Annotated in this window: 32 protein-coding genes and 4 tRNA genes; 26 read left to right on the forward strand and 10 right to left on the reverse strand. The window is 18.2% G+C overall.

Annotated elements, in window-relative coordinates:
• Positions 1-61: 61 nt before the first annotated feature.
• The 18 genes from rplN (at position 62) to ppa (ending at position 9,204) form a co-directional block, all read left to right on the forward strand.
• Positions 62-433 (forward strand): 50S ribosomal protein L14, encoded by a 372-nt coding sequence (rplN, locus tag AB4W47_RS01875; RefSeq protein WP_367670580.1) that lies wholly within the window; start codon positions 62-64, stop codon positions 431-433.
• Positions 434-442: 9 nt separating this feature from the next.
• Positions 443-751, forward strand: coding sequence for a 50S ribosomal protein L24 (gene rplX, locus AB4W47_RS01880; protein WP_367670581.1), 309 nt, complete (start codon positions 443-445; stop codon positions 749-751).
• A 14-nt stretch (positions 752-765) separates the two neighbouring features.
• Positions 766-1,305 carry a 50S ribosomal protein L5 gene (rplE, locus tag AB4W47_RS01885; protein ID WP_367670582.1) on the forward strand — a complete coding sequence of 180 codons (540 nt, stop codon included), beginning with the start codon at positions 766-768 and terminating at the stop codon, positions 1,303-1,305.
• A 12-nt stretch (positions 1,306-1,317) separates the two neighbouring features.
• Positions 1,318-1,623 (forward strand): 30S ribosomal protein S14, encoded by a 306-nt coding sequence (gene rpsN, locus AB4W47_RS01890; RefSeq protein ID WP_367670583.1) that lies wholly within the window; start codon positions 1,318-1,320, stop codon positions 1,621-1,623.
• Between the two features lie 54 nt (positions 1,624-1,677).
• Positions 1,678-2,070: a 30S ribosomal protein S8 gene (rpsH, locus tag AB4W47_RS01895; RefSeq protein WP_367670584.1), complete on the forward strand. Its 393-nt coding sequence runs from the start codon at positions 1,678-1,680 to the stop codon at positions 2,068-2,070.
• 12 nt (positions 2,071-2,082) lie between these two features.
• The gene (gene rplF / locus AB4W47_RS01900; protein ID WP_367670585.1) at positions 2,083-2,616 is read left to right on the forward strand and encodes a 50S ribosomal protein L6; all 534 of its coding nucleotides are present in this window, start codon (positions 2,083-2,085) and stop codon (positions 2,614-2,616) included.
• A 26-nt stretch (positions 2,617-2,642) separates the two neighbouring features.
• Positions 2,643-2,996: a 50S ribosomal protein L18 gene (gene rplR, locus AB4W47_RS01905; RefSeq protein ID WP_367670586.1), complete on the forward strand. Its 354-nt coding sequence runs from the start codon at positions 2,643-2,645 to the stop codon at positions 2,994-2,996.
• A gap of 17 nt (positions 2,997-3,013) precedes the next feature.
• Complete coding sequence (gene rpsE / locus AB4W47_RS01910; protein WP_367670587.1) at positions 3,014-3,517, forward strand: 30S ribosomal protein S5; 504 nt, start codon at positions 3,014-3,016, stop codon at positions 3,515-3,517.
• Positions 3,518-3,523: 6 nt separating this feature from the next.
• Positions 3,524-3,700: a 50S ribosomal protein L30 gene (rpmD, locus tag AB4W47_RS01915; RefSeq protein ID WP_367670588.1), complete on the forward strand. Its 177-nt coding sequence runs from the start codon at positions 3,524-3,526 to the stop codon at positions 3,698-3,700.
• A 4-nt stretch (positions 3,701-3,704) separates the two neighbouring features.
• Positions 3,705-4,145: a 50S ribosomal protein L15 gene (rplO, locus tag AB4W47_RS01920; protein WP_367670589.1), complete on the forward strand. Its 441-nt coding sequence runs from the start codon at positions 3,705-3,707 to the stop codon at positions 4,143-4,145.
• A gap of 7 nt (positions 4,146-4,152) precedes the next feature.
• Positions 4,153-5,478, forward strand: coding sequence for a preprotein translocase subunit SecY (gene secY, locus AB4W47_RS01925; RefSeq protein ID WP_367670782.1), 1,326 nt, complete (start codon positions 4,153-4,155; stop codon positions 5,476-5,478).
• 37 nt (positions 5,479-5,515) lie between these two features.
• Entirely contained in the window at positions 5,516-5,632 is a 117-nt protein-coding gene (gene rpmJ, locus AB4W47_RS01930) for a 50S ribosomal protein L36 (protein WP_367670590.1), read from the forward strand.
• A gap of 98 nt (positions 5,633-5,730) precedes the next feature.
• Positions 5,731-6,087 carry a 30S ribosomal protein S13 gene (gene rpsM, locus AB4W47_RS01935; RefSeq protein ID WP_367670591.1) on the forward strand — a complete coding sequence of 119 codons (357 nt, stop codon included), beginning with the start codon at positions 5,731-5,733 and terminating at the stop codon, positions 6,085-6,087.
• Positions 6,088-6,105: 18 nt separating this feature from the next.
• Positions 6,106-6,495 (forward strand): 30S ribosomal protein S11, encoded by a 390-nt coding sequence (rpsK, locus tag AB4W47_RS01940; RefSeq protein WP_367670592.1) that lies wholly within the window; start codon positions 6,106-6,108, stop codon positions 6,493-6,495.
• A gap of 27 nt (positions 6,496-6,522) precedes the next feature.
• The gene (gene rpsD / locus AB4W47_RS01945) at positions 6,523-7,143 is read left to right on the forward strand and encodes a 30S ribosomal protein S4 (protein ID WP_367670593.1); all 621 of its coding nucleotides are present in this window, start codon (positions 6,523-6,525) and stop codon (positions 7,141-7,143) included.
• Positions 7,144-7,178: 35 nt separating this feature from the next.
• Positions 7,179-8,168: a DNA-directed RNA polymerase subunit alpha gene (gene rpoA, locus AB4W47_RS01950; protein ID WP_367670594.1), complete on the forward strand. Its 990-nt coding sequence runs from the start codon at positions 7,179-7,181 to the stop codon at positions 8,166-8,168.
• 31 nt (positions 8,169-8,199) lie between these two features.
• The gene (gene rplQ / locus AB4W47_RS01955) at positions 8,200-8,583 is read left to right on the forward strand and encodes a 50S ribosomal protein L17 (RefSeq protein WP_367670595.1); all 384 of its coding nucleotides are present in this window, start codon (positions 8,200-8,202) and stop codon (positions 8,581-8,583) included.
• Positions 8,584-8,673: 90 nt separating this feature from the next.
• Complete coding sequence (gene ppa / locus AB4W47_RS01960; protein WP_367670596.1) at positions 8,674-9,204, forward strand: inorganic diphosphatase; 531 nt, start codon at positions 8,674-8,676, stop codon at positions 9,202-9,204.
• Between the two features lie 144 nt (positions 9,205-9,348).
• Here the strand turns inward: ppa and AB4W47_RS01965 are convergent.
• The 5 genes from AB4W47_RS01965 to rne all read right to left on the reverse strand — a co-directional run bounded on the left by AB4W47_RS01965 (position 9,349) and on the right by rne (position 12,733).
• Positions 9,349-9,422, reverse strand: a tRNA-Pro gene (locus tag AB4W47_RS01965).
• Positions 9,423-9,432: 10 nt separating this feature from the next.
• A tRNA-Leu gene (locus tag AB4W47_RS01970) sits at positions 9,433-9,516 on the reverse strand.
• A 29-nt stretch (positions 9,517-9,545) separates the two neighbouring features.
• Positions 9,546-9,621, reverse strand: a tRNA-His gene (locus tag AB4W47_RS01975).
• Positions 9,622-9,649: 28 nt separating this feature from the next.
• A tRNA-Arg gene (locus AB4W47_RS01980) sits at positions 9,650-9,723 on the reverse strand.
• Positions 9,724-9,898: 175 nt separating this feature from the next.
• The gene (rne, locus tag AB4W47_RS01985; RefSeq protein ID WP_367670597.1) at positions 9,899-12,733 is read right to left on the reverse strand and encodes a ribonuclease E; all 2,835 of its coding nucleotides are present in this window, start codon (positions 12,731-12,733) and stop codon (positions 9,899-9,901) included.
• 448 nt (positions 12,734-13,181) lie between these two features.
• Between rne and rluC the strand changes: the two genes are divergently transcribed.
• The 8 genes from rluC to acpS all read left to right on the forward strand — a co-directional run bounded on the left by rluC (position 13,182) and on the right by acpS (position 19,838).
• Positions 13,182-14,141 (forward strand): 23S rRNA pseudouridine(955/2504/2580) synthase RluC, encoded by a 960-nt coding sequence (rluC, locus tag AB4W47_RS01990; RefSeq protein WP_367670598.1) that lies wholly within the window; start codon positions 13,182-13,184, stop codon positions 14,139-14,141.
• A 230-nt stretch (positions 14,142-14,371) separates the two neighbouring features.
• Entirely contained in the window at positions 14,372-14,536 is a 165-nt protein-coding gene (rpmF, locus tag AB4W47_RS01995; protein WP_367670599.1) for a 50S ribosomal protein L32, read from the forward strand.
• Positions 14,537-14,953: 417 nt separating this feature from the next.
• Positions 14,954-15,904: a beta-ketoacyl-ACP synthase III gene (locus tag AB4W47_RS02000; RefSeq protein WP_367670600.1), complete on the forward strand. Its 951-nt coding sequence runs from the start codon at positions 14,954-14,956 to the stop codon at positions 15,902-15,904.
• 17 nt (positions 15,905-15,921) lie between these two features.
• Positions 15,922-16,857, forward strand: coding sequence for an ACP S-malonyltransferase (gene fabD, locus AB4W47_RS02005; protein ID WP_367670601.1), 936 nt, complete (start codon positions 15,922-15,924; stop codon positions 16,855-16,857).
• Positions 16,858-16,871: 14 nt separating this feature from the next.
• Positions 16,872-17,606, forward strand: a complete 735-nt coding sequence (gene fabG / locus AB4W47_RS02010) for a 3-oxoacyl-[acyl-carrier-protein] reductase (RefSeq protein ID WP_367670602.1) — start codon at positions 16,872-16,874, stop codon at positions 17,604-17,606.
• A gap of 117 nt (positions 17,607-17,723) precedes the next feature.
• Positions 17,724-17,960: an acyl carrier protein gene (gene acpP, locus AB4W47_RS02015; protein ID WP_367670783.1), complete on the forward strand. Its 237-nt coding sequence runs from the start codon at positions 17,724-17,726 to the stop codon at positions 17,958-17,960.
• Between the two features lie 64 nt (positions 17,961-18,024).
• Positions 18,025-19,266, forward strand: a complete 1,242-nt coding sequence (gene fabF / locus AB4W47_RS02020; RefSeq protein ID WP_367670603.1) for a beta-ketoacyl-ACP synthase II — start codon at positions 18,025-18,027, stop codon at positions 19,264-19,266.
• 191 nt (positions 19,267-19,457) lie between these two features.
• Complete coding sequence (gene acpS / locus AB4W47_RS02025) at positions 19,458-19,838, forward strand: holo-ACP synthase (RefSeq protein WP_367670784.1); 381 nt, start codon at positions 19,458-19,460, stop codon at positions 19,836-19,838.
• 52 nt (positions 19,839-19,890) lie between these two features.
• Here the strand turns inward: acpS and rlmB are convergent, their stop codons facing one another.
• The 5 genes from rlmB to miaA form a co-directional block, all read right to left on the reverse strand.
• On the reverse strand, positions 19,891-20,619 hold the full coding sequence (gene rlmB, locus AB4W47_RS02030; protein WP_367670604.1) for a 23S rRNA (guanosine(2251)-2'-O)-methyltransferase RlmB: 729 nt from the start codon (positions 20,617-20,619) through the stop codon (positions 19,891-19,893).
• A 161-nt stretch (positions 20,620-20,780) separates the two neighbouring features.
• Positions 20,781-22,943, reverse strand: a complete 2,163-nt coding sequence (rnr, locus tag AB4W47_RS02035; protein ID WP_367670605.1) for a ribonuclease R — start codon at positions 22,941-22,943, stop codon at positions 20,781-20,783.
• Positions 22,944-23,189: 246 nt separating this feature from the next.
• Positions 23,190-24,119, reverse strand: a complete 930-nt coding sequence (gene hflC, locus AB4W47_RS02040) for a protease modulator HflC (protein ID WP_367670606.1) — start codon at positions 24,117-24,119, stop codon at positions 23,190-23,192.
• 77 nt (positions 24,120-24,196) lie between these two features.
• Positions 24,197-25,288: an FtsH protease activity modulator HflK gene (gene hflK, locus AB4W47_RS02045; protein ID WP_367670607.1), complete on the reverse strand. Its 1,092-nt coding sequence runs from the start codon at positions 25,286-25,288 to the stop codon at positions 24,197-24,199.
• Positions 25,289-25,518: 230 nt separating this feature from the next.
• Positions 25,519-26,436 carry a tRNA (adenosine(37)-N6)-dimethylallyltransferase MiaA gene (gene miaA, locus AB4W47_RS02050; RefSeq protein ID WP_367670608.1) on the reverse strand — a complete coding sequence of 306 codons (918 nt, stop codon included), beginning with the start codon at positions 26,434-26,436 and terminating at the stop codon, positions 25,519-25,521.
• Positions 26,437-26,777: the final 341 nt, after the last annotated feature.

Genomic DNA, 26,777 nt, shown 5'->3' on the forward strand with positions numbered 1-26,777 from the left:
TTAAAATTAAATTTTAAATTCAATAATTTAAATTATTATTGATAATTTTGGAGTAATAAATATGATTCAAGAACAAAGTGTTTTAACTGTAGCTGATAATTCAAGTGCTCGTTATGTTATGTGTATTAAAGTTTTAGGAGGTTCTAAAAGAAGATATGCAAACATAGGAGATATAATTAAAATTACTGTTAAAGAAGCTATTCCTCATGGAAAAGTAAAAAAAGGAGATGTTCTTAAAGCAGTAGTAGTTAGAACAAAAAAAGGAATAAGAAGACCTGATGGATCTGTTATAAGATTTGATAATAATGCTTGTGTTTTATTAAACGATACTAATGAACAACCTATTGGTACTCGTATTTTTGGACCTGTAACTAGAGAATTACGTAATGAAAAATTTATGAAAATAATTTCTTTAGCTCCAGAAGTTCTTTAAGGATAAAAAATGTCATCAAAAATACATTGCAAAGATACAGTTATAATAATAACTGGAAAATATAAAGGAAAAATAGGATTAATAAAAAATATTTTTTCTAATGGAAAAGCTATAGTTAAAGGAATTAATATAAATAAAAAACATAAAAAACCATCACAAAATCAATCTGGATGTATTCTAGAAATAGAAGCTCCAATTCAAATATCTAATCTTATGATTTTTAATAAATCAACTAATAAACCTGACAGAATTTGTTTTAAAATTAAAAATGGAAAAAAAATAAGAATTTTTAAATCAAATAATCAAATAATTAAGTAATTTTAGGATAAATAATGGAAAAATTTTATAATTTATATAAAAAAAAAATAATTTTTAAGTTAATAAAAATTTTTAATTATAAATCCATAATGCAAGTTCCAAAAATAAAAAAAATAACTATTAATGTAGGAGTTGGAGAATCAATTTCTGATAAAAAAATGTTAAATAAATCATTATTAGATTTATCTATCATTTCAGGACAAAAACCATTAATTACTAAAGCAAAAAAATCTATATCTGGTTTTAAAATAAGACAAGGTTACCCAATAGGATGTAAAGTTACATTACGTAGAAAAAGAATGTGGGAATTTCTTGAAAGATTAATTATTATTTCTATACCAAGAATTCGTGATTTTAGAGGATTATCTAAAAAATCATTTGATGGAAAAGGAAATTATAATATAGGAATTAAAGAACAAATTATTTTTCCAGAAATTGATTATGATAAAGTAGAGAAAATTAGAGGTATGAATATAAGTATAACAACTAATGCAAAATCTGATAAAGAAGGATATTTTTTATTAAAATATTTTAATTTTCCATTTAAAAAATAAATAGGTTATTTAATGGCTAAGCAATCTATGAAAGAACGAGAAATAAAACGTATAAAATTAGCAAAAAAATTTTTTAATAAACGTAATAAATTAAAAAAAATTATTTCTAATAAAAAATTTTCAGATAAACAAAGATGGAATGCTGTTTTAAAATTACAATCTTTTCCACGTGATTCTAGTCCATCTCGTCAAAGAAATAGGTGTCGTCAAACAGGAAGACCACATGCTTTTTTACGAAAATTTGGATTAAGTAGGATTAAACTTCGTGAATTTGCAATGAAAGGAGAAATACCTGGATTAAGAAAATCTAGTTGGTAAAAATTATATAAATTTAACAAATATAATTTAATTTAAAATTGAGAAAATATAAGTATGAGCATGCAAGATCCTATATCAGATATGATAGTACGTATACATAACGGACAAAATGCATATAAAAATTTAATTTCTATGCCTTCATCTAAAATGAAAATATCTATAGCAAATATTTTAAAAAATGAAGGTTTTATTAAAGATTATGAATGTATTGAAAGTAATAAACCTATTTTGATATTAAAATTAAAATATTTTAAAGGAAAACCAGTAATAGAAATGATTAAAAGAATTAGTAAACCAGGATTACGTATATATAAAAAATCAGATAAATTACCTAAAGTTATGGATGGAATGGGAATAGTTATAATATCAACATCCAAAGGAATAATAACTGATAAAAAAGCTAGAAAATCTAATATTGGTGGTGAAATAATTTGTTATGTATCTTAATAGGAAAAAAAAATGTCACGTATTTCAAAAATTCCAATTATCATACCAGATGATATAATTGTAAAAATAAAAAGAAATAATATTTTAATAAAAAAAAATGATATTGATTTAAATCAAAAAATAAGTAAATTAGTTATTGTAAAAAAAGATAATAATATATTAAAATGTTCTCCTATTAATAATACAAAAAATAGTTGGGCTATTTCAGGAACTACTCGTTCTTTATTAAATAATATGATTATTGGATTAACAAAAGGATTTATTAAAAAATTAAAACTTATTGGAATTGGATATAAAGCGTCAATAAAAAATAAAATTATTTATTTATCTTTAGGTTTTTCTCATATTATTAAATATAAATTACCTGAAAGAATAAATATAGAATGTTATAATCAAACAGAAATTATAATTAAAGGATATGATAAACAAGTTGTTGGTCAAGTAGCATCAGATATAAGATCTTATCGTCCTCCTGAACCATATAAAGGTAAAGGTATTAGATATTTTGATGAAATAGTAAAAATTAAAGAAACAAAGAAAAAATAAAAATTATAATAGAGATTATATAATTTATGAATAAAAAAAAATCACGTATTCGTAGAGCATCTAATAGTAGATATAAATTAAAAAAATTAAAAGCTATTAGATTAATTGTACATCGTACATCAAAACATATATATGCACAAATTATTGAACCAAAAAATTCAAAAATATTAATAACATCTTCTACATTACAAAAATATGTTATAAACAATAAAATAAATACTAGTAATAAAATATCAGCTAGTATTATAGGTAAAAATTTAGCTGAAAAAGCTTTAAAAAAAGGTATAAAAAAAGTATCTTTTGATAGATCTGGATTTAAATATCATGGTCGAATTAAAGCATTAGCAGAATCAGCTCGTGCTTCTGGTCTTCAGTTTTAAAATATAGGCAAATAAAAATGGCGCACATTGAAAAACAATCTAACGAATTTCAAGAAAAATTAATTGCAGTAAATCGTGTGTCAAAAACTGTAAAAGGTGGACGTGTTTTTAGTTTTACTGCATTAACAGTTGTAGGGGATAGAAAAGGTAAAGTAGGATTTGGTTATGGAAAAGCTAGAGAAGTACCTGCTGCAATACAAAAAGCAATGGAAAAAGCTCGTTATAATATGATATTTATTCATTTAAAAAATGGAAAAACTATTCAACATTCAATAAATGGATCTTTTACTGGATCTAAAGTATTTATGAAACCTGCTTCTGAAGGAACAGGAATTATTGCAGGTGGAGCTATGCGTTCTGTATTAGAAGTTGCAGGTATTCATAATATATTAGCTAAATCATATGGTTCGAATAATCCAATAAATGTTGTACGTGCTACAATTGAAGCGTTAAAAAATATGAAATATCCTGAAATTATTGCTAATAAACGTGGAAAATTTATTGAAGAAATTACTGGTTAATATAAATTGAAAACTATAAAAATAACTCAAAAAAAAAGTAAAATAAAAAAAATTTTAAAACATAAATCTACATTAATTGGTTTAGGTTTAAAATATATTGGACATACAGTAGAACGAAAATATACACCAGAAATAATAGGTATGATACGTTCTATATCATATATGATTAAAATTGAGAAATAATAAAATGCGTTTAAATAATTTATCTCCTTCTATAGGATCAACAAAAAATAAAAAAAGAAAAGGACGAGGTATTGGTTCTGGTTTAGGAAAAACTTGTGGACGTGGACATAAAGGACAAAAATCACGTGCAGGTAAAAAAATTAGACGTGGTTTTGAAGGAGGGCAAACTCCATTATATAGGAGATTGCCCAAATTTGGATTTAAATCACGAATTAGTCAAAAAACAAAAGAAGTAAAACTTTCTGAATTATCTAAAATAAATAATTCTTTAATTACATTAGATGTATTGAAATCTTTTAATATTATAAGAAAAAAAACTAAATTTGTTAAGATTATGTTATCTGGTAATATAAAAAAACAAATAACTTTACGTGGAATACGTGTAAGTAAAGGTGCTAGATTAGCAATAGAATCTTTAGGTGGAATTATAGAGGAATGTAAATAAATAAATGATTAAAAGAAAAAAAAATATAAATTTTAGCAAATCTAAAAATGGATTAAATGAATTAAAAAAAAGATTAATATTTGTTGTAATTTCTATAATAATTTTTAGAATTGGATCATTTATTCCAATTCCAGGTATTAATATATCTATTATAACAAAATTAATATTAGAACAAAAAAATACAATAATTGAATTATTTAATATGTTTTCTGGAGGAGCTTTAAGTAGAGCATCTATATTTGCTTTAGGTATTGTTCCATATATTTCTTCATCTATTATTATACAACTTATTACAACATTAAGCCCTATGCTTTCAGATTTAAAAAAAGAAGGAGAATCTGGTAGAAAAAAAATTAGTAAATATACTCGTTATGGAACATTTATATTAAGTTTATTTCAAGCAACTGGAGTATCTATTGGATTAACAAAAATTCCAGGAATACAAGATTTATTAATTATTAAAGGAATATTATTTTACTTAATATCAATAACAAGTTTAGTATCTGGAACAATGTTTTTAATGTGGTTAGGAGGACAAATAACAAATAAAGGAATTGGAAATGGTATATCTATGATTATTTTTTCAGGAATTTTATCTAGTTTACCATCAGCTATAAGTAATACTATTGAAAAATCAAGACAAGGTGAATTAAATTTTTTAAGTATTATTTTAATTATATTAATTATATTTTTAATTACTTATTTTGTTGTTTTTATAGAAAGAGGTCAAAGAAGAATTATTGTAAGTTATCCACAAAGACAACAAGGTCGTCGTATTTATTCTAGTAGAAACACTCATTTACCTTTAAAAATTAATATGGCTGGTGTAATACCTGCTATTTTTGCTTCTAGTATTATATTATTTCCAATAACTTTAATATCTTGGTTTGGTAAAGGAATAAATTGTAAATTTTTATTAAAAATTTTTACATATCTACAACCTGGAAAATTATTATATACATTTTTATATATTATAATAATAATATTTTTTTGTTTTTTTTATACATCTTTAGTATTTAATTCACGTGAAACAGCAGATAATCTTAAAAAATCAGGAGCATTTATATCTGGAATACGTCCAGGAGAAAAAACAGCAAATTATATTGATAAAATTACAAATAGATTAACTTTAATTGGATCAATTTATATTTCATTTATATCTTTAGTTCCAGAAATAATAAAAAGTATTGTTAAGGTTCCATTTTATTTTGGAGGAACTTCATTATTAATTGTTGTTGTTGTTATAATAGATTTTATTACTCAAGTTCAAACTATAATGATATCAAGTCAATATGACTCTACATTAAAAAAATCAAAATTAAAAAAATTTTAATATATTATTTCTTTAAAAGAAATAAGGAATATCTATAATGAAAGTTCGATCTTCTATTAAAATATTATGTCGTAACTGTAAAATTATAAAACGTAAAAATGTTATTCGTGTAATTTGTAAAGTAAATCCAAAACATAAACAAAGACAAGGTTAATATTTTATTAAAATAAAATTTTTATAAAAAATAAAATATTTAATTTTTTTATTTTTTAAAAATTAAAAACATTTTTAAAAATTTAGGAGAAATAAATAGTGATAAGAATAGCAGGAATTAATATTCCAGATAATAAACATGTTATTATTGCTCTTAGATCTATATATGGTATTGGTAAAACACGTTCTAAAAAAATTTGTAATCATATGAAACTTACTAATCATATAAAAATTAGTGATCTTTCTGAAGATCAAATATATAATTTACGTGATTTAGTTTCTAAATATATTGTTGAAGGTGATTTAAGAAGAGAAATAACTTTAAATATTAAAAGATTAATAGATTTAAATACTTATAGAGGACTCAGACATAGAAGAAATCTTCCTGTAAGAGGTCAACGTACAAAAACAAATGCTCGTACTAGAAAGGGTCCAATAAAATTAATTAAAAAATAAATATTCGGTTAAATAAATATGCCTAAATTACCTATTAAAAAAAGAAAAAAAATAAAAAAACAAATTTTAGATGGAATTGCTCATATACATGCATCTTTTAACAATACTATTATTACTATTACTGATAAAAATGGTAATACATTAGGATGGGCAACTTCAGGTGGATCTGGATTTCGTGGTTCAAGAAAATCTACTCCATTTGCTGCTCAAATTGCTGCAGAAAATTGTGCTGCAAAAGTTAAAGAATATGGAATAAAAAATCTTGAAGTTATAATTAAAGGTCCTGGTCCTGGTAGAGAATCTACTATACGTGCTTTAAATACATCTGGATTTCGAATTACTCATATTACTGATGTAACTCCTATACCACATAATGGATGTAGACCACCTAAAAAAAGACGAGTATAGTATTTTAAATAAAAAAGGATAATAAAAATGGCAAGATATTTAGGTCCAAGATTAAAATTAAATAGAAGAGAAGGATCAGATCTTTTATTAATATCTGGTGTACGTTCATTAGATTCTAAATGTAAAATTGATAAATTACCTGGACAACATGGATTACATAAATCAAGAATTTCTGATTATGGTATTCAATTAAGAGAAAAACAAAAAATAAAAAGAATTTATGGAATTTTAGAAAAACAATTTATTAATTATTATAAAGAAGCATTACGTACTAAAGGAAATACTAGTGAAAATTTATTAAAATTATTAGAAGTAAGATTAGATAATGTTGTATATCGTATGGGATTTGGATCTACTCGTTCAGAAGCAAGACAAATCATTAATCATAAAACAATTATGGTTAATAATAAAATTGTAAATATTCCATCTTATAAAGTTATACCTAAAGATATAATAAAAGTTAGAAAAAAATCAATTAAACAATCACGTATTCAAGCAGCATTAGAATTATCTGAACAAAGAGAAAAACCAATATGGATTCAAGTTAATAAAAAAGAAATGAATGGAATTTTTACACGTATTCCTGATAGATCAGATTTGCCTTCAGATATTAATGAACATTTAATTATTGAATTTTATTCAAAATAAAATACTTTTAAAAGAATTAATAGAGAGAATATATAATGCAAAATTCTTTAACAAATTTCTTAAAACCACGTTTAGTAGGAATTGAGCAAATTAGTTTAACTCATTCTAAAGTAACTTTAGAACCATTAGAACGTGGTTTTGGTCATACATTAGGTAATGCTCTTAGAAGAATTTTGTTATCATCAATGCCAGGATGTGCAGTTACTGAAGTAGAAATTGATGATATATTACATGAATATAGTTCTAAAGATGGAATAAAGGAAGATATTATTGAAATTTTATTAAATTTAAAAAGTTTAGCAATAAAAATATATGAAAAAGATGTTGTAACATTAAATTTAAAAAAATCTGGATGTTGTATAGTTACTGCAAATGACATTATACATAATAATAATGTAGATATTTTAAATAAAGATCATATTATTTGTAATTTAACTCATAAAAATTCTTCTATAAATATGAGAATTAAAGTACAACGTGGTCGTGGTTATGATCCAGCTTCATTAAGAATAATTTCTGAAGAAAATAATACTAAATCTATTGGAAGATTATTAGTAGATGCATGTTATAGTCCAATAGAAAGAATTTCTTATAATGTAGAAGCAGCAAGAGTTGAAAATAGAACTGATTTAGATAAATTAATAATGGAAATAGAAACTAATGGAACAATAGATCCAGAAGAAGCAATACGTCGTGCAGCAACAATATTATCTGAACAACTTGAATCATTTATTGATTTAAAAGATATAAGACAACAAGAAATTATAGAAAAAAAACCAGATTTTGATCCAATATTACTTAGACCAGTAGATGATTTAGAATTGACAGTAAGATCAGCTAATTGTTTAAAAACAGAAATGATTCATTATATTGGAGATCTTATTCAACGCACTGAAGTAGAACTTTTAAAAACACCAAATCTTGGAAAAAAATCTCTTACTGAAATTAAAGATGTATTAGCTTTAAGAGGTTTATCTTTAGGCATGAAAATAGAAAATTGGCCTCCTACAAATATTTCAGATTAATAATTTTTAAAAAATTTTTAAGGATTTTAATATGAACCATAGAAAAATTGGACGTAAACTTAATAGAAATAGTAGTCATCGTAAATCAATGTTTAAAAATATAATTGATTCATTATTAAAAAATGAAATAATAAAAACTACACTTCCTAAAGCAAAAGAAATGAGAAGATTTATAGAACCATTAATAACAACTTCAAAAAAAGATAATGTCTCTAATAGAAGAATAATATTTAAATTTATTAGAAATAAAAGTATTTTATCAAAATTATTTAATGAAATTGGTCCTAGATTTAAAAATAGAATGGGAGGGTATACTCGTATTTTTAAATGTGGTTTTCGATCTGGAGATAATGCTCCTATGGCTTATATAGAATTAATAGATCGTAATAAGAATAATTTAAAAAATAAAAAATAAAATAATATATTTTTTAAATTTTTAAAAATTTAAATTTTATTTATTTTTTTATAAAAATAAATATATAATTAAATATTATTTAGGTGAATAATGAATTTAAAAAATGTTCCAGAAGGAAAAAATTTTCCAAATGATTTATATGTAATTATAGAAATTTCACTTAATTCTTGTCCAGTAGTTAAATATGAAATTGACAAAAAAACAGGAATTCCATTTGTAGATAGATTTGTTCCTACTGCTATGTTTTATCCATTTAATTATGGATATGTAAACAATACAATTTCATTAGATGGAGATCCAATAGATGTAATGATTCATTCTTATTTTCCATTAATATTAGGATCTGTTATTCTTTGTAGACCAATTGGATTATTAAGAATGTCTGATGAATCTGGTGAAGATATTAAATTATTTGTAGTTCCTCATAATTCAATTACTAAAGAATTTGATCATATAAATAATATATCTGAAATTTCTTTAATAATAAAAGAAAGAATTATTCATTTTTTTAAAAATTATAAAAATTTAGAAAAAAATAAATGGGTTAAAATATATGGATGGGAAAATATAGAATCTGCTAAAAATGAATTATTAATTTCTTATAATAGAAAAAAAATTTAATTTTAAATAAAAATTTTAAATTAAAAAATATTAAAAAATAAAATTATTAATATTTTTATATATTAATATTTAAAATTTATATACAAATAAATATAAAATTATTTTTTTTAAAATTAATAATATTTTTATTTTTTAAAAAATTAATCGGCGAGAGAGGATTTGAACCTCCGACCCACTGGTCCCAAACCAGTTGCGCTACCAAGCTGCGCTACCCGCCGAAATTTTTATTACGAAGAGAGGGATTTGAACCCTCACGTCTTTTAAGACACTAACACCTGAAGTTAATGCGTCTACCTATTTCGCCATCTTCGTTTTTATATATTTAAAATTTTTATAAAAAATGGGGTGATTGATGGGATTTGAACCCATGACCACTGGAACCACAATCCAGGGCTCTACCAACTGAGCTACAATCACCATATTTTATATATATAAAAAAAATATTTGCGCTAGTCAGGAATTGAACCTGAGACTTATGCTTTCGGAAAGCATTACTCTATCCATCTGAGTTACAAGCGCATAATAACATTTAATTATATAATACGAATTTATTTATTTAATGTCTAGTATTTTTTATAAAAAAAACTTTAAAAATTTTAAAAAATAAATTTTTTAAAAAATTTATTTTTACAATATGAATTATATACTAATATAATTATTTTTAATATAAAATATATAAGAAAATAATAAAATTTTAATTATCAATTGGTTTCATAATAGGAGAATTAGAATGATTTTTTGCAGTATGTGCTCCTGCAAAATTTTTTTTCTTATATATATAACAAGATTTTTTTATAAAAATATTAGATATATTTTGTAAAATTATATTTTCATAATTTACCAATGGAACTTTCGTAATAGGTGCACTAGAAAAATTTTTATTTTCTTGTTTAATAAAAAGATTTATCGATTTATTAAAAGAAATATTTTTTTTAATTAGTTTGTATTTTTTTTTACATAAAATATTTTTATTTTTAATAATTAAATTTTTATTAAAATTAAAGAATTTTTCATATATATTATTTATATTTAAAAATTTTTTTAAAAAATTATTTATTTTTTTTTCCATTATTATTTTAATATCCTTGTTATTAAAATTTTTATAAAAAATTAATTTATTTTTATTAAAAATATTTAAATTTTTTATTTTATTATTTTTTAATAATTTTTTAATAAAAAATTTTTCTATTTTTAAAAAATGAATTTTAATAATTTTTTTATTTAAAATAAATTTATTTATAATAATATTTTGTAAAAAAAAATTATTACTTAAAATTAATAAATTTTTTTTATTTATATAAAAAATTAAAAATATATTTTTTTTATTTTTTTTTATTTTAAAATTATTTTTAATATTATATATATTTTTTTTTTTAAAAAATTTTTTATATATATTTTTTTTTTCTTTTATAGAAAAATAAAAATTAATTTTAATAAAAATATTATTATTTAATAAATAAATATTATTTTTATGTTTTTTTTTTAAATTAAATAAATTTTTATTAAAAAATAAAATATTTTTTTTTAAAAAATTATTATTTATATAATAAAAATTATTTTTTAATTTATTAAAAAAATAAATTCTATAAAATATAATATAATTTTTTTTATTATAAATTTTTTTACAAAAAAATTTTTTAAAATTAAAAATTATATTTATTTTTAATATTTTTTTTATAAAATTATATATATTTATTTTTTTTTTATTAATTTTATTTTTAATAAAAAAAATATATTTTTTATATATAAGTAAAAATTTTTTAAATTTAATTATTTTTTTTTTTATAAAATAAATTATTTTTTTTTTTAAATTTTTTAAAATATTTTTATATATTGTATAAAAATAAGATAAATAAAAAATTAATATTTTAAAAATAAAATTATATAAAATTAATAATTTATGTTTATAAAATATTTTTATATTTGATTTAAAAATAAATTTTTCATTTTTTTTAAATTTTATTTTATTATAAATATTAGAATTTTCTTTATAATAATTTTTTTTATTCATATAAAAATTTGGAAGAAGATAACTATAAATATATTTATCTTCTCCTTTACGTACTCTTATAATTTCATAATTAGGAGTTTTCATATTAATACTAGGAACGATAACTGTACGAACATTTTTTTTTCTTTTTTCTATATAATATATAGCTTTTCTTTTTTCATTAAGTAAATAAGAAGCAATAGATATTGGAACAATTACATGAATTTCTTGAGTATTTTCTTTAAGAATTTCTTCTTCAATTATTCTTAAAATAGAAAGAGATAAAGATTTATTATCTCTAATAGATCCAGTACCATTACATTTAGGACAAGTATAATGATTTATATCTCTTAAAGAAGATCTTAATCTTTGTCTAGAAAGTTCTAATAATCCAAAAGAAGAAATTTTTCCAATTTGAATACGTGCACGATCTTCACGAACTGCATATTTTAAAAAATTTTCTATTTTTCTTTGATTACATATTAATGACATATCTATAAAATCTATAACTATTAAACCACCCAAATCTCTTAAACGTATTTGACGAGATATTTCATCAGTTGCTTCTAAATTTGTATTTAAAGCAGTTTCTTCAATGTCATTTCCTTTTCTATATTTTGAAGAATTTATATCAATAGCTGTTAAAGCTTCCATAGTATCAATTACTATTGATCCACCTGAATTTAATTTAACCTCTCTTTTAAAAGCAGATTCAATTTGAGATTCAATTTGATAATAATTAAATAATGGAATATTTTTATTATAAAATTTTATTTTATTTAAGAAATCTAAACGTCCAAGAGTTATTATATAATTTTGTGCTATATTTAATATATTATAATTATCTATTAAAATTTCACCTATATCAATATTTAAATAATCTCTAAATGCTCTAATTAAAATACTTCTTTCTTCATATATTAAAAATGGTGCAGAATTATATTTTGCAGATTTTTTAATAAACTTCCAATGTTTTAATCTAAAATTTAAATCACATTGAAGAGTTTGTATAGATTTCCCTAATCCAGCAGTTCTAATAATTAATCCCATATCTTTAGGAATTTTTAAAGATGATATAATTTTTTTTATTTTTAATCTATCATTTCCATATATACGTCTAGAAATACCATTAGCTTTATTATTATTTGGCATTAAAATTAAATAACTTCCAGCAAGACTAATAAATGTAGTTAAAGCTGCTCCTTTGTTTCCTCTTTCTTCTTTGTTTACTTGAACAATTATTTCTTGTCCTTCATATAATAAATCTTTAATATTTAATTTATTTTTAAAAAAATTTTTAGAAGAAAAATATTCAGAAGAAATTTCTTTTAATGGTAGAAATCCATGACGATTTAAACTATAATTAACAAAAACTGCTTCTAAACTTGGTTCAATTCTAATAATTTTACCTTTATATATATTAGATTTATTTTGTTTATTTCCAAAAGTTTCTATATCTAAATCATATAATTTTTGCCCATCCACTAAAGCAATACGTAATTCTTCCTCTTGAGTTGCATTAATTAACATTCTTTTCATTATAAGATACTCATTTAAATTTATTATTCATAATATTTAATGACTAGATTATTACAGTATATATATCTTAATTAATAAATTAATTTATTTTTAATAAAAATTTAATTTAAAATTTTATATTTTTTTCAAAAAAATAATCTATTTTAATATTTTAAAAAATTTATAATTTTATATATTAAAATACTTTTAATTTTTTATAATATATATAATATTAAATTAATATTTAATTTTTTTTATTAAAAATATATTTTTTTTTATTTTTAATTTTAAATTTATATATTAAAAATATTTATTTTAAATATTTATTATAAATATTTATTTTTTTAAAAATTATAATTTTAAAAAAATAATTAAATTTAAATTATTTTATAAAATTTTTAAAAAATAAAATATTTTTAATATAAAATTTAAAATTAAAAAATAATTATTAAAATTTTTTGGAATTTTTATGAAAAACAATAATACTAATATAAATTTAATATCTATATCAAAAGATGAAGAAGGACAACGTATTGATAATTTTTTATTTAATATTTTTAAAAATTTACCTAAAAATATAATATATAAATTTATAAGAAAAGGTTTTATTAAGATAAATAAAAAAAGAGTAAAACCTTTATATAAAATAAAAAGTAAAGATAATATAAGAATATTTTTATTACATAAATTACAAAATAATACAAAAAAAATAAAATTTATATCTAATAATTTTAATAAATTTAAAAATTTAAATAATTATATTATTTATGAAGATAAATATTTATTAATTCTTAATAAACCATCTGGAATGGCAGTACATGGTGGAAGTGGTTTAAAATTTGGTATTATTGAAAGATTACGTTTTTTGCGTTCTAAAGAAAAATATTTAGAATTAGTTCATAGATTAGATAAAGATACATCTGGTATATTATTAATAGCAAAAAAAAAATCTGTTCTTAGATTTTTACATAAAGAAATTATTTTAAAAAAAATTAAAAAAAAATATTTAGCTCTTGTTAAAGGAAAAATAAATTTTTCTTTTAAAAAAATAAAAAATAGACTTTTAAAAAAAAAAATAAATAATAAAAAACATTTTGTAGAAGTAAATGAACATGGAAAATTTTCAGAAACAATATTTATAGTAAAAAAAATTTTTTCTTTTTCAACATTAGTAAAAATAAAACCAATAACTGGTCGTACTCATCAAATTAGAGTACATAGTCAATATATTAATCATCCAATTGCATTTGATAAAAGATATGGTGATTCTAAATTTGATAAAAAATTATCTTTTTGTGGAATAAATAGATTATTTTTACATTCATATTATATATGTTTTAAACATCCTATAAATAATTCTTTATTAAAAATAAAAGCACCTTTAGATGACAAATTAAAAAATTGTTTAAAATTATTAAAAAATAATTAAATTAATATTAATTAAAATTTATTTTAAAATATTTATATTTATATAAATAAATTATATCATAATTTCTTTCTCTTATTATTAGACTTTGATAGAATTAAATAATAAAATATTAATTAAATATAAATTAATATTTTATTATTTAATATTTATTTTTAAATAAATATAAAAATTTAATATTTATTAAAAATAAATATATCTTTAATTAAAAATTAATTTTAGGAAAAAATATAATGGCTGTTCAAAAAAATAAACCTAGTCGTTCTAAAAGAGGTATGCGTAGATCACATGATAAAATTAAAATTAAATCAATTTCTGTTGATAAATTTTCTCATGAAATTCATATAAGACATCATATTACTAAAAAAGGTTTTTATAAAGGTAAAAAAGTTTTATAAAAATATTTAAAAATATTAATTTTTAAAAAATGTATATAATTAGTATGATTTTAATCTTTTAAGTTTTTATTTATATATAAAATATTATTTTAAATAAAATTTAATAAATTATTTTATTTTTATAAATTTAAAATTATAAAAAATATTTTTTTAAATAAATTAATAAATTATATAAATTGTTTAATAATAAAATTATTAATATATTATAATTAAATTTTTTAATTTAATTTAAAATAATTTTATTTTATAAATTTTATATATTTTAAAAAATTTATTTATTTTATAAATTTATTTAAAATTAAATATATATTTAATATTAATAATAAATAATACATAATTTTATTTTTTTTATATTATATATATTTAAAAAAATTAAATAAATTTAATTTTTTTAAAAAAAAGAGTGGTTAATCGTATATGTTTACAAAAATTATTAGTACTGGAAGTTATTTACCAAATCATATACGATCTAATTATGATTTAGAAAAAATGGTAAATACATCTAATGAATGGATTATTACAAGAACTGGAATTCATGAAAGAAGAATTTCAAAATATTATGAAAATGTATCATTTATGGGTTATTATGCTGCTAAGTATGCTATTGATAATTTAAAAATAAATATACAAGATATAGGAATGATTATTGTAGCAACAACTTCTTCTGATTATGCTTTTCCTAGTTCTGCATGTCAAATACAAAAAAAACTTGGAATAAATGATAGTATTTCATTTGATTTATCATCTGCTTGTACAGGTTTTATATATGCTTTAAGTATAGCAGATAAATATATTAAAAATAAAATAATAAAATATGCATTAGTTATTGGATCTGACAGATTAAGTTATAATTTAAATCCAAAAGATAGAGGAACATTAATTCTTTTTGGAGATGGAGCTGGAGCAGTTATTCTTAAATCTTCAAAAAAACCTGGAATATTATCAACACATATTCATGCTAATGGAAAACATGGAAATTTATTAACTATGCCAAATTGTTTAAATATTTTTAATAAAAATAAATATATTTTTATGTTAGGTAATGAAATTTTTAAAATTGCTGTTAATATATTAACAAATTTAATTAATGAAACTATAAATGCAAATAATATTAATATTAATAAAATTGATTGGTTTATACCACATCAAGCAAATTTAAGAATTATTTCTGCCATTATTAAAAAATTAAGAATAAATATAAATAAAGTTATTATAATTCTTGATAAATATGGAAATACTTCTTCTGCTTCAATTCCTATAGCACTTGATGAAGCTGTAAGAGATAATAGAATAAAAAAAAATCAAATAATTTTATTAGAAGCTTTTGGTGGAGGATTAACATGGGGATCTATTTTATTAAAATTTTAATATAGGTATTATTTTTTATGAAATTATTTGCTATGGTTTTTCCTGGACAAGGTTCTCAAAAAATAGGAATGTTATCTCAATTATATAATAATTTTTTTCAAATAAAAGAAACTTTTTTAGAGGCTTCATCTATAATTGGATATGATTTATGGAATATAGTAAAAAATGGACCCAAAAAAACTTTAGATAAAACTTATTACACACAACCAGCATTATTAACATCTTCTTTTGCTATATGGAAATTATGGAAAGATCAAGGTGGAGATATTCCAAAATTTATGGCAGGTCATAGTTTAGGTGAATATTCTGCCCTTGTATGTTCTGGAATATTAAAATTTAGTGATGCTATAAAATTAGTAATTTTTAGAGCTAATCTTATGCAAAAATCTATTTATTCAAAAAATGGATCAATGTCTGCAATAATAGGATTAAATGATAATACAGTTATAAAAATTTGTAAAAAAATTTCAAAAAAAAAAATAGTTTCAGCTGTTAATTTTAATGCACCTGGACAAGTAGTTATAGCAGGAGATAAAGAATCTGTTATTAAAGCAAATAAATTATGTAAAATAGCAGGAGCTTATTGTATTATACCTCTTTCAGTAAGTGTACCAGCACATTGTTCTCTTATGAAGCCTATATCAAAAAAATTATCAAATGCTTTAAAAAAAATTAATTTTTATAAATCTAATATTTCTGTAATAAATAATGTAGATATTAAAATTGAAACAAAACCATCATTAATTAGATCTGCATTAACAAGACAAATTTATAATCCAATACAATGGAAAAAAATTATACTTTATTTATCAAAAAAAGGTGTAAAAACTTTTTTAGAAATAGGTCCTGGAAATGTTTTAAGTAAATTAATTAAAAAAAATATTAAAATTATATCATCTGCTTCTATAAATAATATTGATTCATTAAATTGGTTAAAAAAAATAAAATATTAATATGAGTATATTATATGAATTTAAAAAATAAAATAGCATTAATTACTGGAGCAAATAAAGGAATTGGTTTATCTATAGCAAAATTATTTTCTAAAATAGGAGCTACAGTTATTGGAACTTCTACTACTAAAATAGGAGTAGATTTAATTAATAAAAATCTTAAATGTAATGGAATTGGTATGAAACTTAACGTTACAGATACCAAATCAATTCAAAAATTTTTTTTAAAAATTAATAAAAAATTTGAAAAAATAGATATTTTAGTTAATAATGCCGGTATTATTTGTGATAATTTATTAATAAAAATGAAAGAATATGAGTGGCAATCTGTTATTGACACAAATTTAACATCAGTATTCAGAATTTCTAAAAAAGTAATATTTAAAATGATTAAAAAAAAATATGGAAGAATTATTATAATTGGATCTGTTATAGGTTCTATAGGAAATATAGGTCAATCAAATTATTCTGCTTCTAAAGCAGGAATAATAGGATTAATGAAATCTTTATCTCTTGAAGTTGCATCAAAAGGAATAACAGTAAATTTAGTATCTCCAGGATTTATTATTACTGATATGACAAAAAAATTAAAAAATGAATATAAAGATAAAATTTTATCTAAAATTCCATTAAATAGATTTGGAACTCCTAAAGATATTGCAAATGCAGTAGCTTTTTTAGCTTCAGATAAATCAGAATATATTACTGGAACAACATTACATGTTAATGGTGGAATTTATATGTCATAAATTATTAAATATAAAATTATTTAAAATTAAATTAATAAAATATTATATTATTAATAATTAATATAATTTATTAAATAAATTAAGTTAAATTAAGTTAATAGGAAAATTTAAATAATGATTAAAAATATTGAAAAAAAAGTTAAATTAATTATTTCAGAACAATTAGGACTAAAAATAGAAAAAATAATAAATAAAGCTTCATTTGTTGAAGATTTAGGAGCAGATTCTTTAGATACAGTTGAATTAGTAATGGCTTTAGAAGAAGAATTTGATATAGAAATTCCAGATGAAGAAGCTGAAAAAATAACTACTGTTCAGTCAGCAATTGATTTTATTCAAAAAAATAAAAAATAAATATAAGTAATAATTTTTTAAAAATAGAATTATTATAAAATATCTTAAGTTTAAGGATAATTTAATGGATAAATGTCGAGTAGTAATAACTGGACTTGGAATTTTATCTCCTATAGGTAATACTGTAGAATCTACATGGAATTCTTTAATTAATGGAAAAAGTGGAATTCAATTAATTAATGATTTTGATACTAAACTTTATACAACTCATTTTGCAGGATTAATAAAAAATTTTAATATAAATAAATATTTATCTGATAAAATTTCAAAAAAAATGGATTTATTTATTCAATATGGAATTGTTGCAGGAATACAAGCATTTAAAGATTCTGGATTAGAAATTACAGAAAAAAATTCTAATAGAATAGGAGTATCAATAGGATCTGGAATTGGAGGTTTAAATTTAATTGAAAAAAATTATAATACATTAATAAATAAAGGTCCAAAAAAAATTAGTCCATTTTTTGTTCCATCAACAATAATTAATATGATTTCTGGATATCTTTCTATAAAACTTGGATTAAAGGGTCCTAGTATATCTATTACTACAGCTTGTTCAAGTGGTATTCATAATATTGGATATGCAGCTCGAATGATTTCTTATAATGATGCAGATGTTATGTTAGCAGGAGCTTCTGAAAAAGCAAGTACTCCTCTTGGAATTGGAGGATTTGGAGCTTCTAGAGCTCTTTCTATAAGAAATAATAATCCTAAAGCTGCAAGTAGACCATGGGATAAAGATAGAGATGGTTTTGTTTTAGGAGATGGAGCAGGTGTATTAGTTTTAGAAAAATATGAACATGCAAAAAAAAGAAATGCAAATATATATGCGGAAATAATTGGTTTTGGAATGAGTAGTGATGCTTTTCATATTACTTCTCCTCCAAAAAATGGATCGGGTGCTTCTTTATCTATGATAAATGCAATAAAAGATAGTAATATTTTACCTGAAAATATAAAATATATAAATGCTCATGGAACCTCTACAATTTTAGGAGATTTAGCAGAAACACAAGCTGTAAAATCAGTTTTTAATGAACATGCATTTAATCTTATGATTAGTTCAAGCAAATCTATGACTGGTCATCTTTTAGGAGCATCAGGAGCTATCGAATCTATTTTTAGTATTTTATCATTACGTGATCAAATAATTCCTCCAACAATTAATTTAGATTGTCCAGATAAATTATGTGATTTAGATTATGTCCCTCATTATGCAAGAAAAGTAAAAAATATGTTATATGTTTTATGTAATTCTTTTGGTTTTGGTGGCACTAATGGTTCACTAATATTTAGTAAAATTTAATAATATTTATTAATTTTTAATTAATATTTTTATTTAAAATTATTAAATAAATAATATTTTTACATTAAAAAATAATTATATATAATTTTAAATTTAAATATTATTTTATATATAAAATAATATTTAAATAAAATTATTTTTTTTATTTAAAATAAAATAATGAAAAAATTTTAATTAATTAAGGTTTATTTATAATGATTATTGGAATAGGAGTAGATATAATTGAAATTAATAGAATTAAAAAACTTTTTTCTTATAAAAATGATAAGTTTGCTAATAAAATTTTAAATAAATATGAATTTTTAAAATATAAATTTTGTAAAAATAAAATTAATTTTTTAGCAAAACATTTTTCAGTTAAAGAAGCAACAGTAAAAGCATTTGGAATAGGAATGAGAAATGGTTTAACATTTAATAAAATTGAAATATATAAAAATAATCTTGGAAAGCCTATGTTAAAATTTTATAAAGAAGCAAAAATTTTCTCAAAAAAAATAGGAGTAAATAAAATTCATATTAGTATATCTCATGAAAGATATTATATATATTCTTTAGTAATATTAGAATCTTAAAATATTTATTTTTAATAAATATTTATTAATATTTTTTTATATTTTAAAAATTTTATAAAAAAAATCTTTGTCTAATTGTTTCAAATAAAATAATACCACAAGCAACAGATACATTTAATGAATTTATTGAACTTATCATAGGTATTTTTATAATATCATTACAATGATTTTTTATCATAAATCTTATTCCATTTTCTTCTGATCCAATAACAAATGCTAAAGGTATATTTAATTTTTTTTGAAAAATATTTTTTTTTGCATTAATATCAGTTCCAATAACTTCAATATTATTTTCTTTTAAAAATTTAATTACTCTTGATATATTAATAACTTGAATAATTTTTATATATTCATCTGCTCCACTTGATGATTTTTTAGAAATTGCATTAATTCTAGCAGACCTATTTTTTGGAAATATAATTAAATCTACTCCTGCTGCATATGCACTTCTAATACAAGCTCCAAAATTACGATTATCTGTAATACCATCTAATATTAATATTAGAGGATTTTTTTTATTTATTATATTTAACAATATATTTTTTTGTTTTTTTTCTTTATTATTTTTAATTTTTGCTAAAATTCCTTGATGTATTGAATTTTTAGTTTTAAAATTTATCCATTTATTACTAACAATTTTAATTGGAATATTATTTTTTTTTAAAATTAATAATATATTATTTAATTTTTTTTTTTGTAAAAAATATACTTTTAAAATTTTTTTAGGGTTATTTTTTAATATAGCTTCTATTGCATGAATTCCATAAACAAATTTATTCATATTTTTATAAAACCATAATATTAATTATTAATTAATTTAAATTTAATTCTATATATAAATTTTAATTTTTTAATTAAAAAATATTAAATATATATTATATATTTAAATTTTTAAAAAATAAATGTTATATTATATACAATATAATTATATATTATATAATATTATTTTTCTAAAGAAAATTTAATATTAGATTTATTCATACATATTTTTTGAATACGTATTTTAACTATATCTCCTAAACTATAAATAATTTTTTTATTACTTATAACAATTTGATTAATTACATCAAAAAAATAATTATTATTTTTTAATGAAGAAGTATGAACTAAACCTTCAATTAAATTATCTAATTTTACAAAAAAACCAAAAGTAGTTATATTTGAAATAAAACCAATAAAAATATTTCCAATATATTTTTTCATAAAATTACATTTTAACCAATCATCAACATTTCTAGAAATTATATCTGCAGATCTTTCTTTAAAAGAACATTGTTGAGAAATTTTTAACATTTCTTCTAAAGAATAATTTTTTGCACCATTTAAATTATTAAATTTTAATTTTTTATGAATAAAAATATTATATTTAATTATTCTATGAATTATTAAATCAGAATAACGTCTTATTGGTGAAGTAAAATGTGTATAAGATTTTAAAGATAAACCAAAATGTCCTATATTATTTACATCATAAATAGCTTGTTTCATAGATCTAAGAATAATAAGATATAAAATATCTTTATCTTTTCTATTAGAAATTAATTTAATTATATTAAAAAAATCTTTAGATTTAGGATTATCTCCACCTTCTAATTTTAGATTAAATCTTTTAAGAATATTTTTTAATATAAAAATATTTTCTTTAGAAGGTTCTTCATGTATTCGATAAATAGCAGGATTTTTATATTTAGAAATAAAATATGATGCAGATATATTTGCTAAAATCATACATTCTTCTATAATTTTATGAGCTTTAGTACGAAATTTTTTTTTAATAGAATTAATTGTATAATCAGAATTAAAAATAAAGTTAGATTCTATTTTATCAAAAAAAATTCCTCCTCGTAATTCACGTGCTTTTTTTAAAATTTTATATAAAGAATATAAATTTATTAATGAATTAGTTAAATTTTTGTTTTTATAAAAAATTTTTTTATTTTTTAATATTTGTGAAACTTTACTATAACTTAATTTAGCATGAGAATTTATTACAGCTTCATAAAATTTATAAGAAATGATAATTCCTTTATTAGAAATAATCATTTCACATACAATACACAAACGATCAATTTTAGGATTAAGTGAACAAAGGTTATTAGAAAGTATTGAAGGAAGCATAGGAATTACCTTAGATCTTAAATATAAAGATGTAGATCTATTAAAAGCTTCTTTATCTAATAAAGTATTTTCTCTAACATAGTAACTAACATCTGAAATAGCTACTAATAAATTCCATGAATTATTTTTGTTTTTTTTACAAAATACTGCATCATCTAAATCATGTGATAAATCATCATCTATAGTAATTAATGGTAAATTTCTAAGATCTTTTCTTATTTTTATTTCTTTAGGAGTAACAAATTTTGAAAAATTAATATTTTGCTTATCTATATTTTTAGGCCAATCTTTAGAAAAATTATTTATATATAATAATATATTGATTATAGTATTTATATTATTTTTATATCCTAATATTTTGATAATTTTTCCATATAATTTTTTAATATTATAATTTCTATTTATTAATTTTACTGATACTATTGAATTATTTTTTATATATTTATATTGTTTAAAATTTATAAAAATTTTAAAGTTAAATCTATTATCTTTAGGTATAACAAATGAATTATTTTTATTTAAAATAAATTTACCAACAATTGGATCATTTTGTTGTTTAATTATATATAAAATACATGCTTCTTTTTTTTCATTATTATTATTTTTTTTTCTAGCTAAAACTTCATCTCCATGTATAACTTTTTTCATTTGATTTGAAGATAAATAATAATCTTTTTTTTCATTTTTTATTTTTAAAAAACCAAAACCATTAGGATTACTTATAATTATTCCTTGGAATAATTTTAATTTTTTTGATAAATATATTTTTTTATTAAAAATAATAATTTCTTTATTTTTAGACATTGATTTTAAATAATTTTTTAAATTTTCTAAATTTTTTTTTCCATATATATTTAATTTTTTAGCTAATTTAGATTGATGAATAACCTTTTTTATTTTAAATAAAAAAAATAAAATATATTCTTTACTAAGAATAGAAAATTTGTATTTTTTTTTTTCTTTATTTTTAAAAAAATTTTGTAACATTTTTCTCCTTATTTTTAAAAAATTATATAAAATTTTTATAAAATTATTATTTATTATTTTTTATTTTTTATTAATTCATAAATATTATTTTAATATAAATTAAAATTAAATGTTAATTATTATTTATTTAAATATTTATATTTTTATATAAAAATAAAAAAATTATATAAATAATTAAAATTTAAATATAAATAAAATTTTTTTAATAAAAAATTAATTATTTATTTTAAAATAAACATATATTTATTAATTCAATAAATTTAAAAAATTTTTTTCAGATTTTAATATAATAAGATTCCTCTTTTTAAGAAAGCTTTTTTTATAAACTTTTATAATTTTAAGAAATAAAAATAATTCTGGATTTTTTTTTAAAGCATATGAATATATTTTTGATATTTTTAAATCTGCTTTACTACGAATTAATATAGATTTTTTTTCTACTTCATTTAAAATTTTTTTTATATTTTTATATGTTGAATTTTTAATTTTTTCATATTCTTTTTTTCCCTTATATATATTTTTTTTATAAATAGATTTAAATCTATAATTCATTTTTTTATAAAAAATCTTAGATTCTTTATCTGAAAAATAAATTTTTTTTAAACGAAAATCAATTATTTTTATTCCTAAAGATTTTATATTTTTTAAAAAAATATATTTTTTAAATATATAAGATTTTTTTTTAAAATTGTTAAAATATTTATATTTAATATTTTTTTTAGATAAAAAATTATTAATAATATTATTATTTTTATTTAAAATAATATTTTTTATTTTATTTTTTTTTATTTCTTTATATAATATATTATATATATATTTTTTTAAAAAAAATTCTACTTGAGATATATTTCCTCCATTAGTTAAAACATAATATTTATTAAAATTAAAAATTTTCCATTTAATATAATAATCTATAATTATTTTTTTATTATCTAAAGTAATAAAATTATTTAATTTATCTTCTGTAGTTTGAATTCTTGAATCAATTTTTTTAATAAAATCTATAAATGGTATTTTTATATGTAAACCAGATTTATAAATTAATGGTTTAAATTTATGTTCTAAAGGTTTTCCAAAACGCAATATTATTCCACAATATCCTTCAGGTATTATAAAAATAAATGAATTAATTATAAAATATATAATTATAAAAATAGGTAATAAGAATTTTATCATTTTTTATATTTTTCTCTTTTATTTATTAAAATGATTTTTACTAAAAAATTATAAATAAATATTTTATTAAAATTAATTTAATTAAAAAATAAAATATTCTTATTTTTTTTATTACATATATTTTTTATAAAATTAATATTTAAATTTTTATTTAATAAAATTTTTGATGGAAGAATAAAAATATCATTTTTTAATGATTTATGAATAAATATTTTATTATTATTACTTAATATTTTTTCTATTGTATCAATATAAATTCTTTTTTTTGTTAAATAAGGAAATTTGTTATATTCTGGTAAAATTTTTATAAATTTTATAATTTCTATTTTTGCTTTTAATATTTCTTTTTTTTTATAATTTTTTACTTTTTCTAAAATATTTTTAGCTTTTTCTTTAGTTTTTATTTTTTCTTTATAAAAAATTTTTCTTACTTGATTTATGTATTTATTTTTTTTTTCAAATGAATTAATAGCTTTATTAAAAGATTTATTTATTTTTTTTGGAATATTTTTTTCTATAAAAAAAACATTAATAACAGAAATTCCCATATTATATGGTTTAATTATTTTTTTAATTTTGAATAAAATTTTATTTTGTATAATTATAGAATTTTTTTTTAAAATATTAAAAATATTATATTTTGCTAAAATACTTCTTATTGCACTATAAGAGGTATTTTTTAAACTTTTTTCTATATTTGCTACATTAAATAAATAATTTTTTAAATCATTAATGTAATATTGTATATTAACTTTAATGTTTATTAAATTTTTGTCATATGTTAATATTTTATCAGATATTTTTATAGTATTTAATGATTTTATATTTGCAATAATTACTGTATCAATAAAAGTAATTTTCCAATTTAAACCAGAACAATTTATATTATAAAATTTACCTAAACGTAATATAATAGCTTTTTCTGTCTCTTTAACAATAAAAAAACCACTTATAATCCATAATAAAAAAATAGATATTAGTATTTTTTTAAAAAAATATTTATTTTTATTTTTATCAAATTTATTTTTTTTATTTTTATTAAAAAAATTTTTTATTATTATATAAATAATTTTATAAAAATTTTTTATATTTTTTTTAAAAAAAGTTTTATAAAAAATTTTTTTTTTACAAAAATTATATTTATTTTTAATAATTTTAATAAATAACATATATTTTCCTATTTTAAATATTTATTTAAATATTATATATTTTATTTAAATAAAATTTACAAAAATAAATATTTTTAAAATAAATTAATATTAATTAATATTTTAATTTAAATTATTAAATATAATTTGTTTAAAAAATATTAAAATTTTTATATAAAATATAGAAAATTTTATTTTTTATATAAAAATATATAAAATTATAAATATTTTATTTAAAATATATTTTTAATTTAATTTTTTATTATTGATAATATATTTTTAATATGCTTTTTAGATTCATTTGATTTAAGAATGTATGCATTTTTCCAATTTTTTATCCATGTAATTTGATTTTTAGAAATTCTATATGTTGAATTAATTACTGATTTAATCATATTATTATAAGTTTTTGTACCAGATAAATATTCCCACATTTGTTTATATCCTACACATTTCATAGATGGTAAAGATAAATTTAAATCTCCTCTATTAAATAAAGATATTACTTCATCTTTAAATCCATTACTTAACATTCTATAAAATCTATATTTAATAGAAGATTTTAAATCAATTTTATTTACTGGAAATATGATAAATTGAAATACTTTATATGGTAATTTTTTTTTAGATAATTTATAAAAATCTGTTAAAGTTTTTTTAGATAAAATATATACTTCTAAAGCTCTTATAATTCTATGAGAATCATTTACATGAATTTTATTTGCAGATTTTGGATCAATAAGTTTTAATTTATTATGTAAAAATTTTAATCCTAATATTTTTTTTTTATATTTAATTATATTTCTAATATATAAATTTGATTTAGGTAATGGAGATATACCTTCTAATAAAATTTTAAAATAAAGCATTGTTCCACCTACTAAAAGTGGAATTTTTCCTTTTGAAATAATATATTTAATTTTATTTAAAGAATCATTATAAAATTCTGATACTGAATATGAATTTAATGGATCACGTATATTTATTAAATGATGTGGATATTTTTTAAGTATTAAATTACTTGGTTTATCTGTTCCAATATTCATATATTTATAAACAAGAGCTGAATCAACACTAATAATTTCTATAGGTAAATATTGAAATAATTTTATTGATAAAGAAGTTTTTCCAGATGCTGTTGGACCCATTATAAAAATAATAATTGACATATTAAATAATCATTTAAAAGTTATATAAATTTTAAAAAATTTTATTTAATTTTAATTTATTAAATTTTTTAAAAAATTAATATTTAATATATTTAAAATTTATTAATAATAAATAAAATATTTTATTATTTTAACATAAAAAATATTATTTTTATAAAATTTTTAATATTTTAATATAAATTTTATATTTTATTGATTTTTTATAAAAAATTTAATAAATAAAATTAAGAAAAATATATTTTTTAATAAAAAATATTATTTTATATAATGAATTAATTATTAATTAATATTTATATATTTAATAAATTATATATAAAATTAATAAATTAAATGTATAATAT

Source organism: Sodalis-like secondary symbiont of Drepanosiphum platanoidis, assembly GCF_964059955.1.
Lineage (GTDB): Bacteria > Pseudomonadota > Gammaproteobacteria > Enterobacterales > Enterobacteriaceae.

Coding starts and splice junctions, on each gene's coding strand:
- AB4W47_RS02000 (WP_367670600.1), top strand. CDS start 14,954: ATGTTTACAAAAATTATTAGTACTGGAAGTTATTTACCAAATCATATA.
- rlmB (WP_367670604.1), bottom strand. CDS start 20,619: ATGAATAAATTTGTTTATGGAATTCATGCAATAGAAGCTATATTAAAA.
- rplQ (WP_367670595.1), top strand. CDS start 8,200: ATGAACCATAGAAAAATTGGACGTAAACTTAATAGAAATAGTAGTCAT.
- rplF (WP_367670585.1), top strand. CDS start 2,083: ATGTCACGTATTTCAAAAATTCCAATTATCATACCAGATGATATAATT.
- fabG (WP_367670602.1), top strand. CDS start 16,872: ATGAATTTAAAAAATAAAATAGCATTAATTACTGGAGCAAATAAAGGA.
- rluC (WP_367670598.1), top strand. CDS start 13,182: ATGAAAAACAATAATACTAATATAAATTTAATATCTATATCAAAAGAT.
- ppa (WP_367670596.1), top strand. CDS start 8,674: ATGAATTTAAAAAATGTTCCAGAAGGAAAAAATTTTCCAAATGATTTA.
- rne (WP_367670597.1), bottom strand. CDS start 12,733: ATGAAAAGAATGTTAATTAATGCAACTCAAGAGGAAGAATTACGTATT.
- rnr (WP_367670605.1), bottom strand. CDS start 22,943: ATGTTACAAAATTTTTTTAAAAATAAAGAAAAAAAAAAATACAAATTT.
- rplE (WP_367670582.1), top strand. CDS start 766: ATGGAAAAATTTTATAATTTATATAAAAAAAAAATAATTTTTAAGTTA.
- rplR (WP_367670586.1), top strand. CDS start 2,643: ATGAATAAAAAAAAATCACGTATTCGTAGAGCATCTAATAGTAGATAT.
- rpoA (WP_367670594.1), top strand. CDS start 7,179: ATGCAAAATTCTTTAACAAATTTCTTAAAACCACGTTTAGTAGGAATT.
- rplO (WP_367670589.1), top strand. CDS start 3,705: ATGCGTTTAAATAATTTATCTCCTTCTATAGGATCAACAAAAAATAAA.
- fabD (WP_367670601.1), top strand. CDS start 15,922: ATGAAATTATTTGCTATGGTTTTTCCTGGACAAGGTTCTCAAAAAATA.
- rpsN (WP_367670583.1), top strand. CDS start 1,318: ATGGCTAAGCAATCTATGAAAGAACGAGAAATAAAACGTATAAAATTA.
- hflK (WP_367670607.1), bottom strand. CDS start 25,288: ATGTTATTTATTAAAATTATTAAAAATAAATATAATTTTTGTAAAAAA.
- rplN (WP_367670580.1), top strand. CDS start 62: ATGATTCAAGAACAAAGTGTTTTAACTGTAGCTGATAATTCAAGTGCT.
- rpmF (WP_367670599.1), top strand. CDS start 14,372: ATGGCTGTTCAAAAAAATAAACCTAGTCGTTCTAAAAGAGGTATGCGT.
- rpsE (WP_367670587.1), top strand. CDS start 3,014: ATGGCGCACATTGAAAAACAATCTAACGAATTTCAAGAAAAATTAATT.
- rpmJ (WP_367670590.1), top strand. CDS start 5,516: ATGAAAGTTCGATCTTCTATTAAAATATTATGTCGTAACTGTAAAATT.
- rplX (WP_367670581.1), top strand. CDS start 443: ATGTCATCAAAAATACATTGCAAAGATACAGTTATAATAATAACTGGA.
- rpsH (WP_367670584.1), top strand. CDS start 1,678: ATGAGCATGCAAGATCCTATATCAGATATGATAGTACGTATACATAAC.
- hflC (WP_367670606.1), bottom strand. CDS start 24,119: ATGATAAAATTCTTATTACCTATTTTTATAATTATATATTTTATAATT.
- fabF (WP_367670603.1), top strand. CDS start 18,025: ATGGATAAATGTCGAGTAGTAATAACTGGACTTGGAATTTTATCTCCT.
- miaA (WP_367670608.1), bottom strand. CDS start 26,436: ATGTCAATTATTATTTTTATAATGGGTCCAACAGCATCTGGAAAAACT.
- rpsK (WP_367670592.1), top strand. CDS start 6,106: ATGCCTAAATTACCTATTAAAAAAAGAAAAAAAATAAAAAAACAAATT.
- rpsD (WP_367670593.1), top strand. CDS start 6,523: ATGGCAAGATATTTAGGTCCAAGATTAAAATTAAATAGAAGAGAAGGA.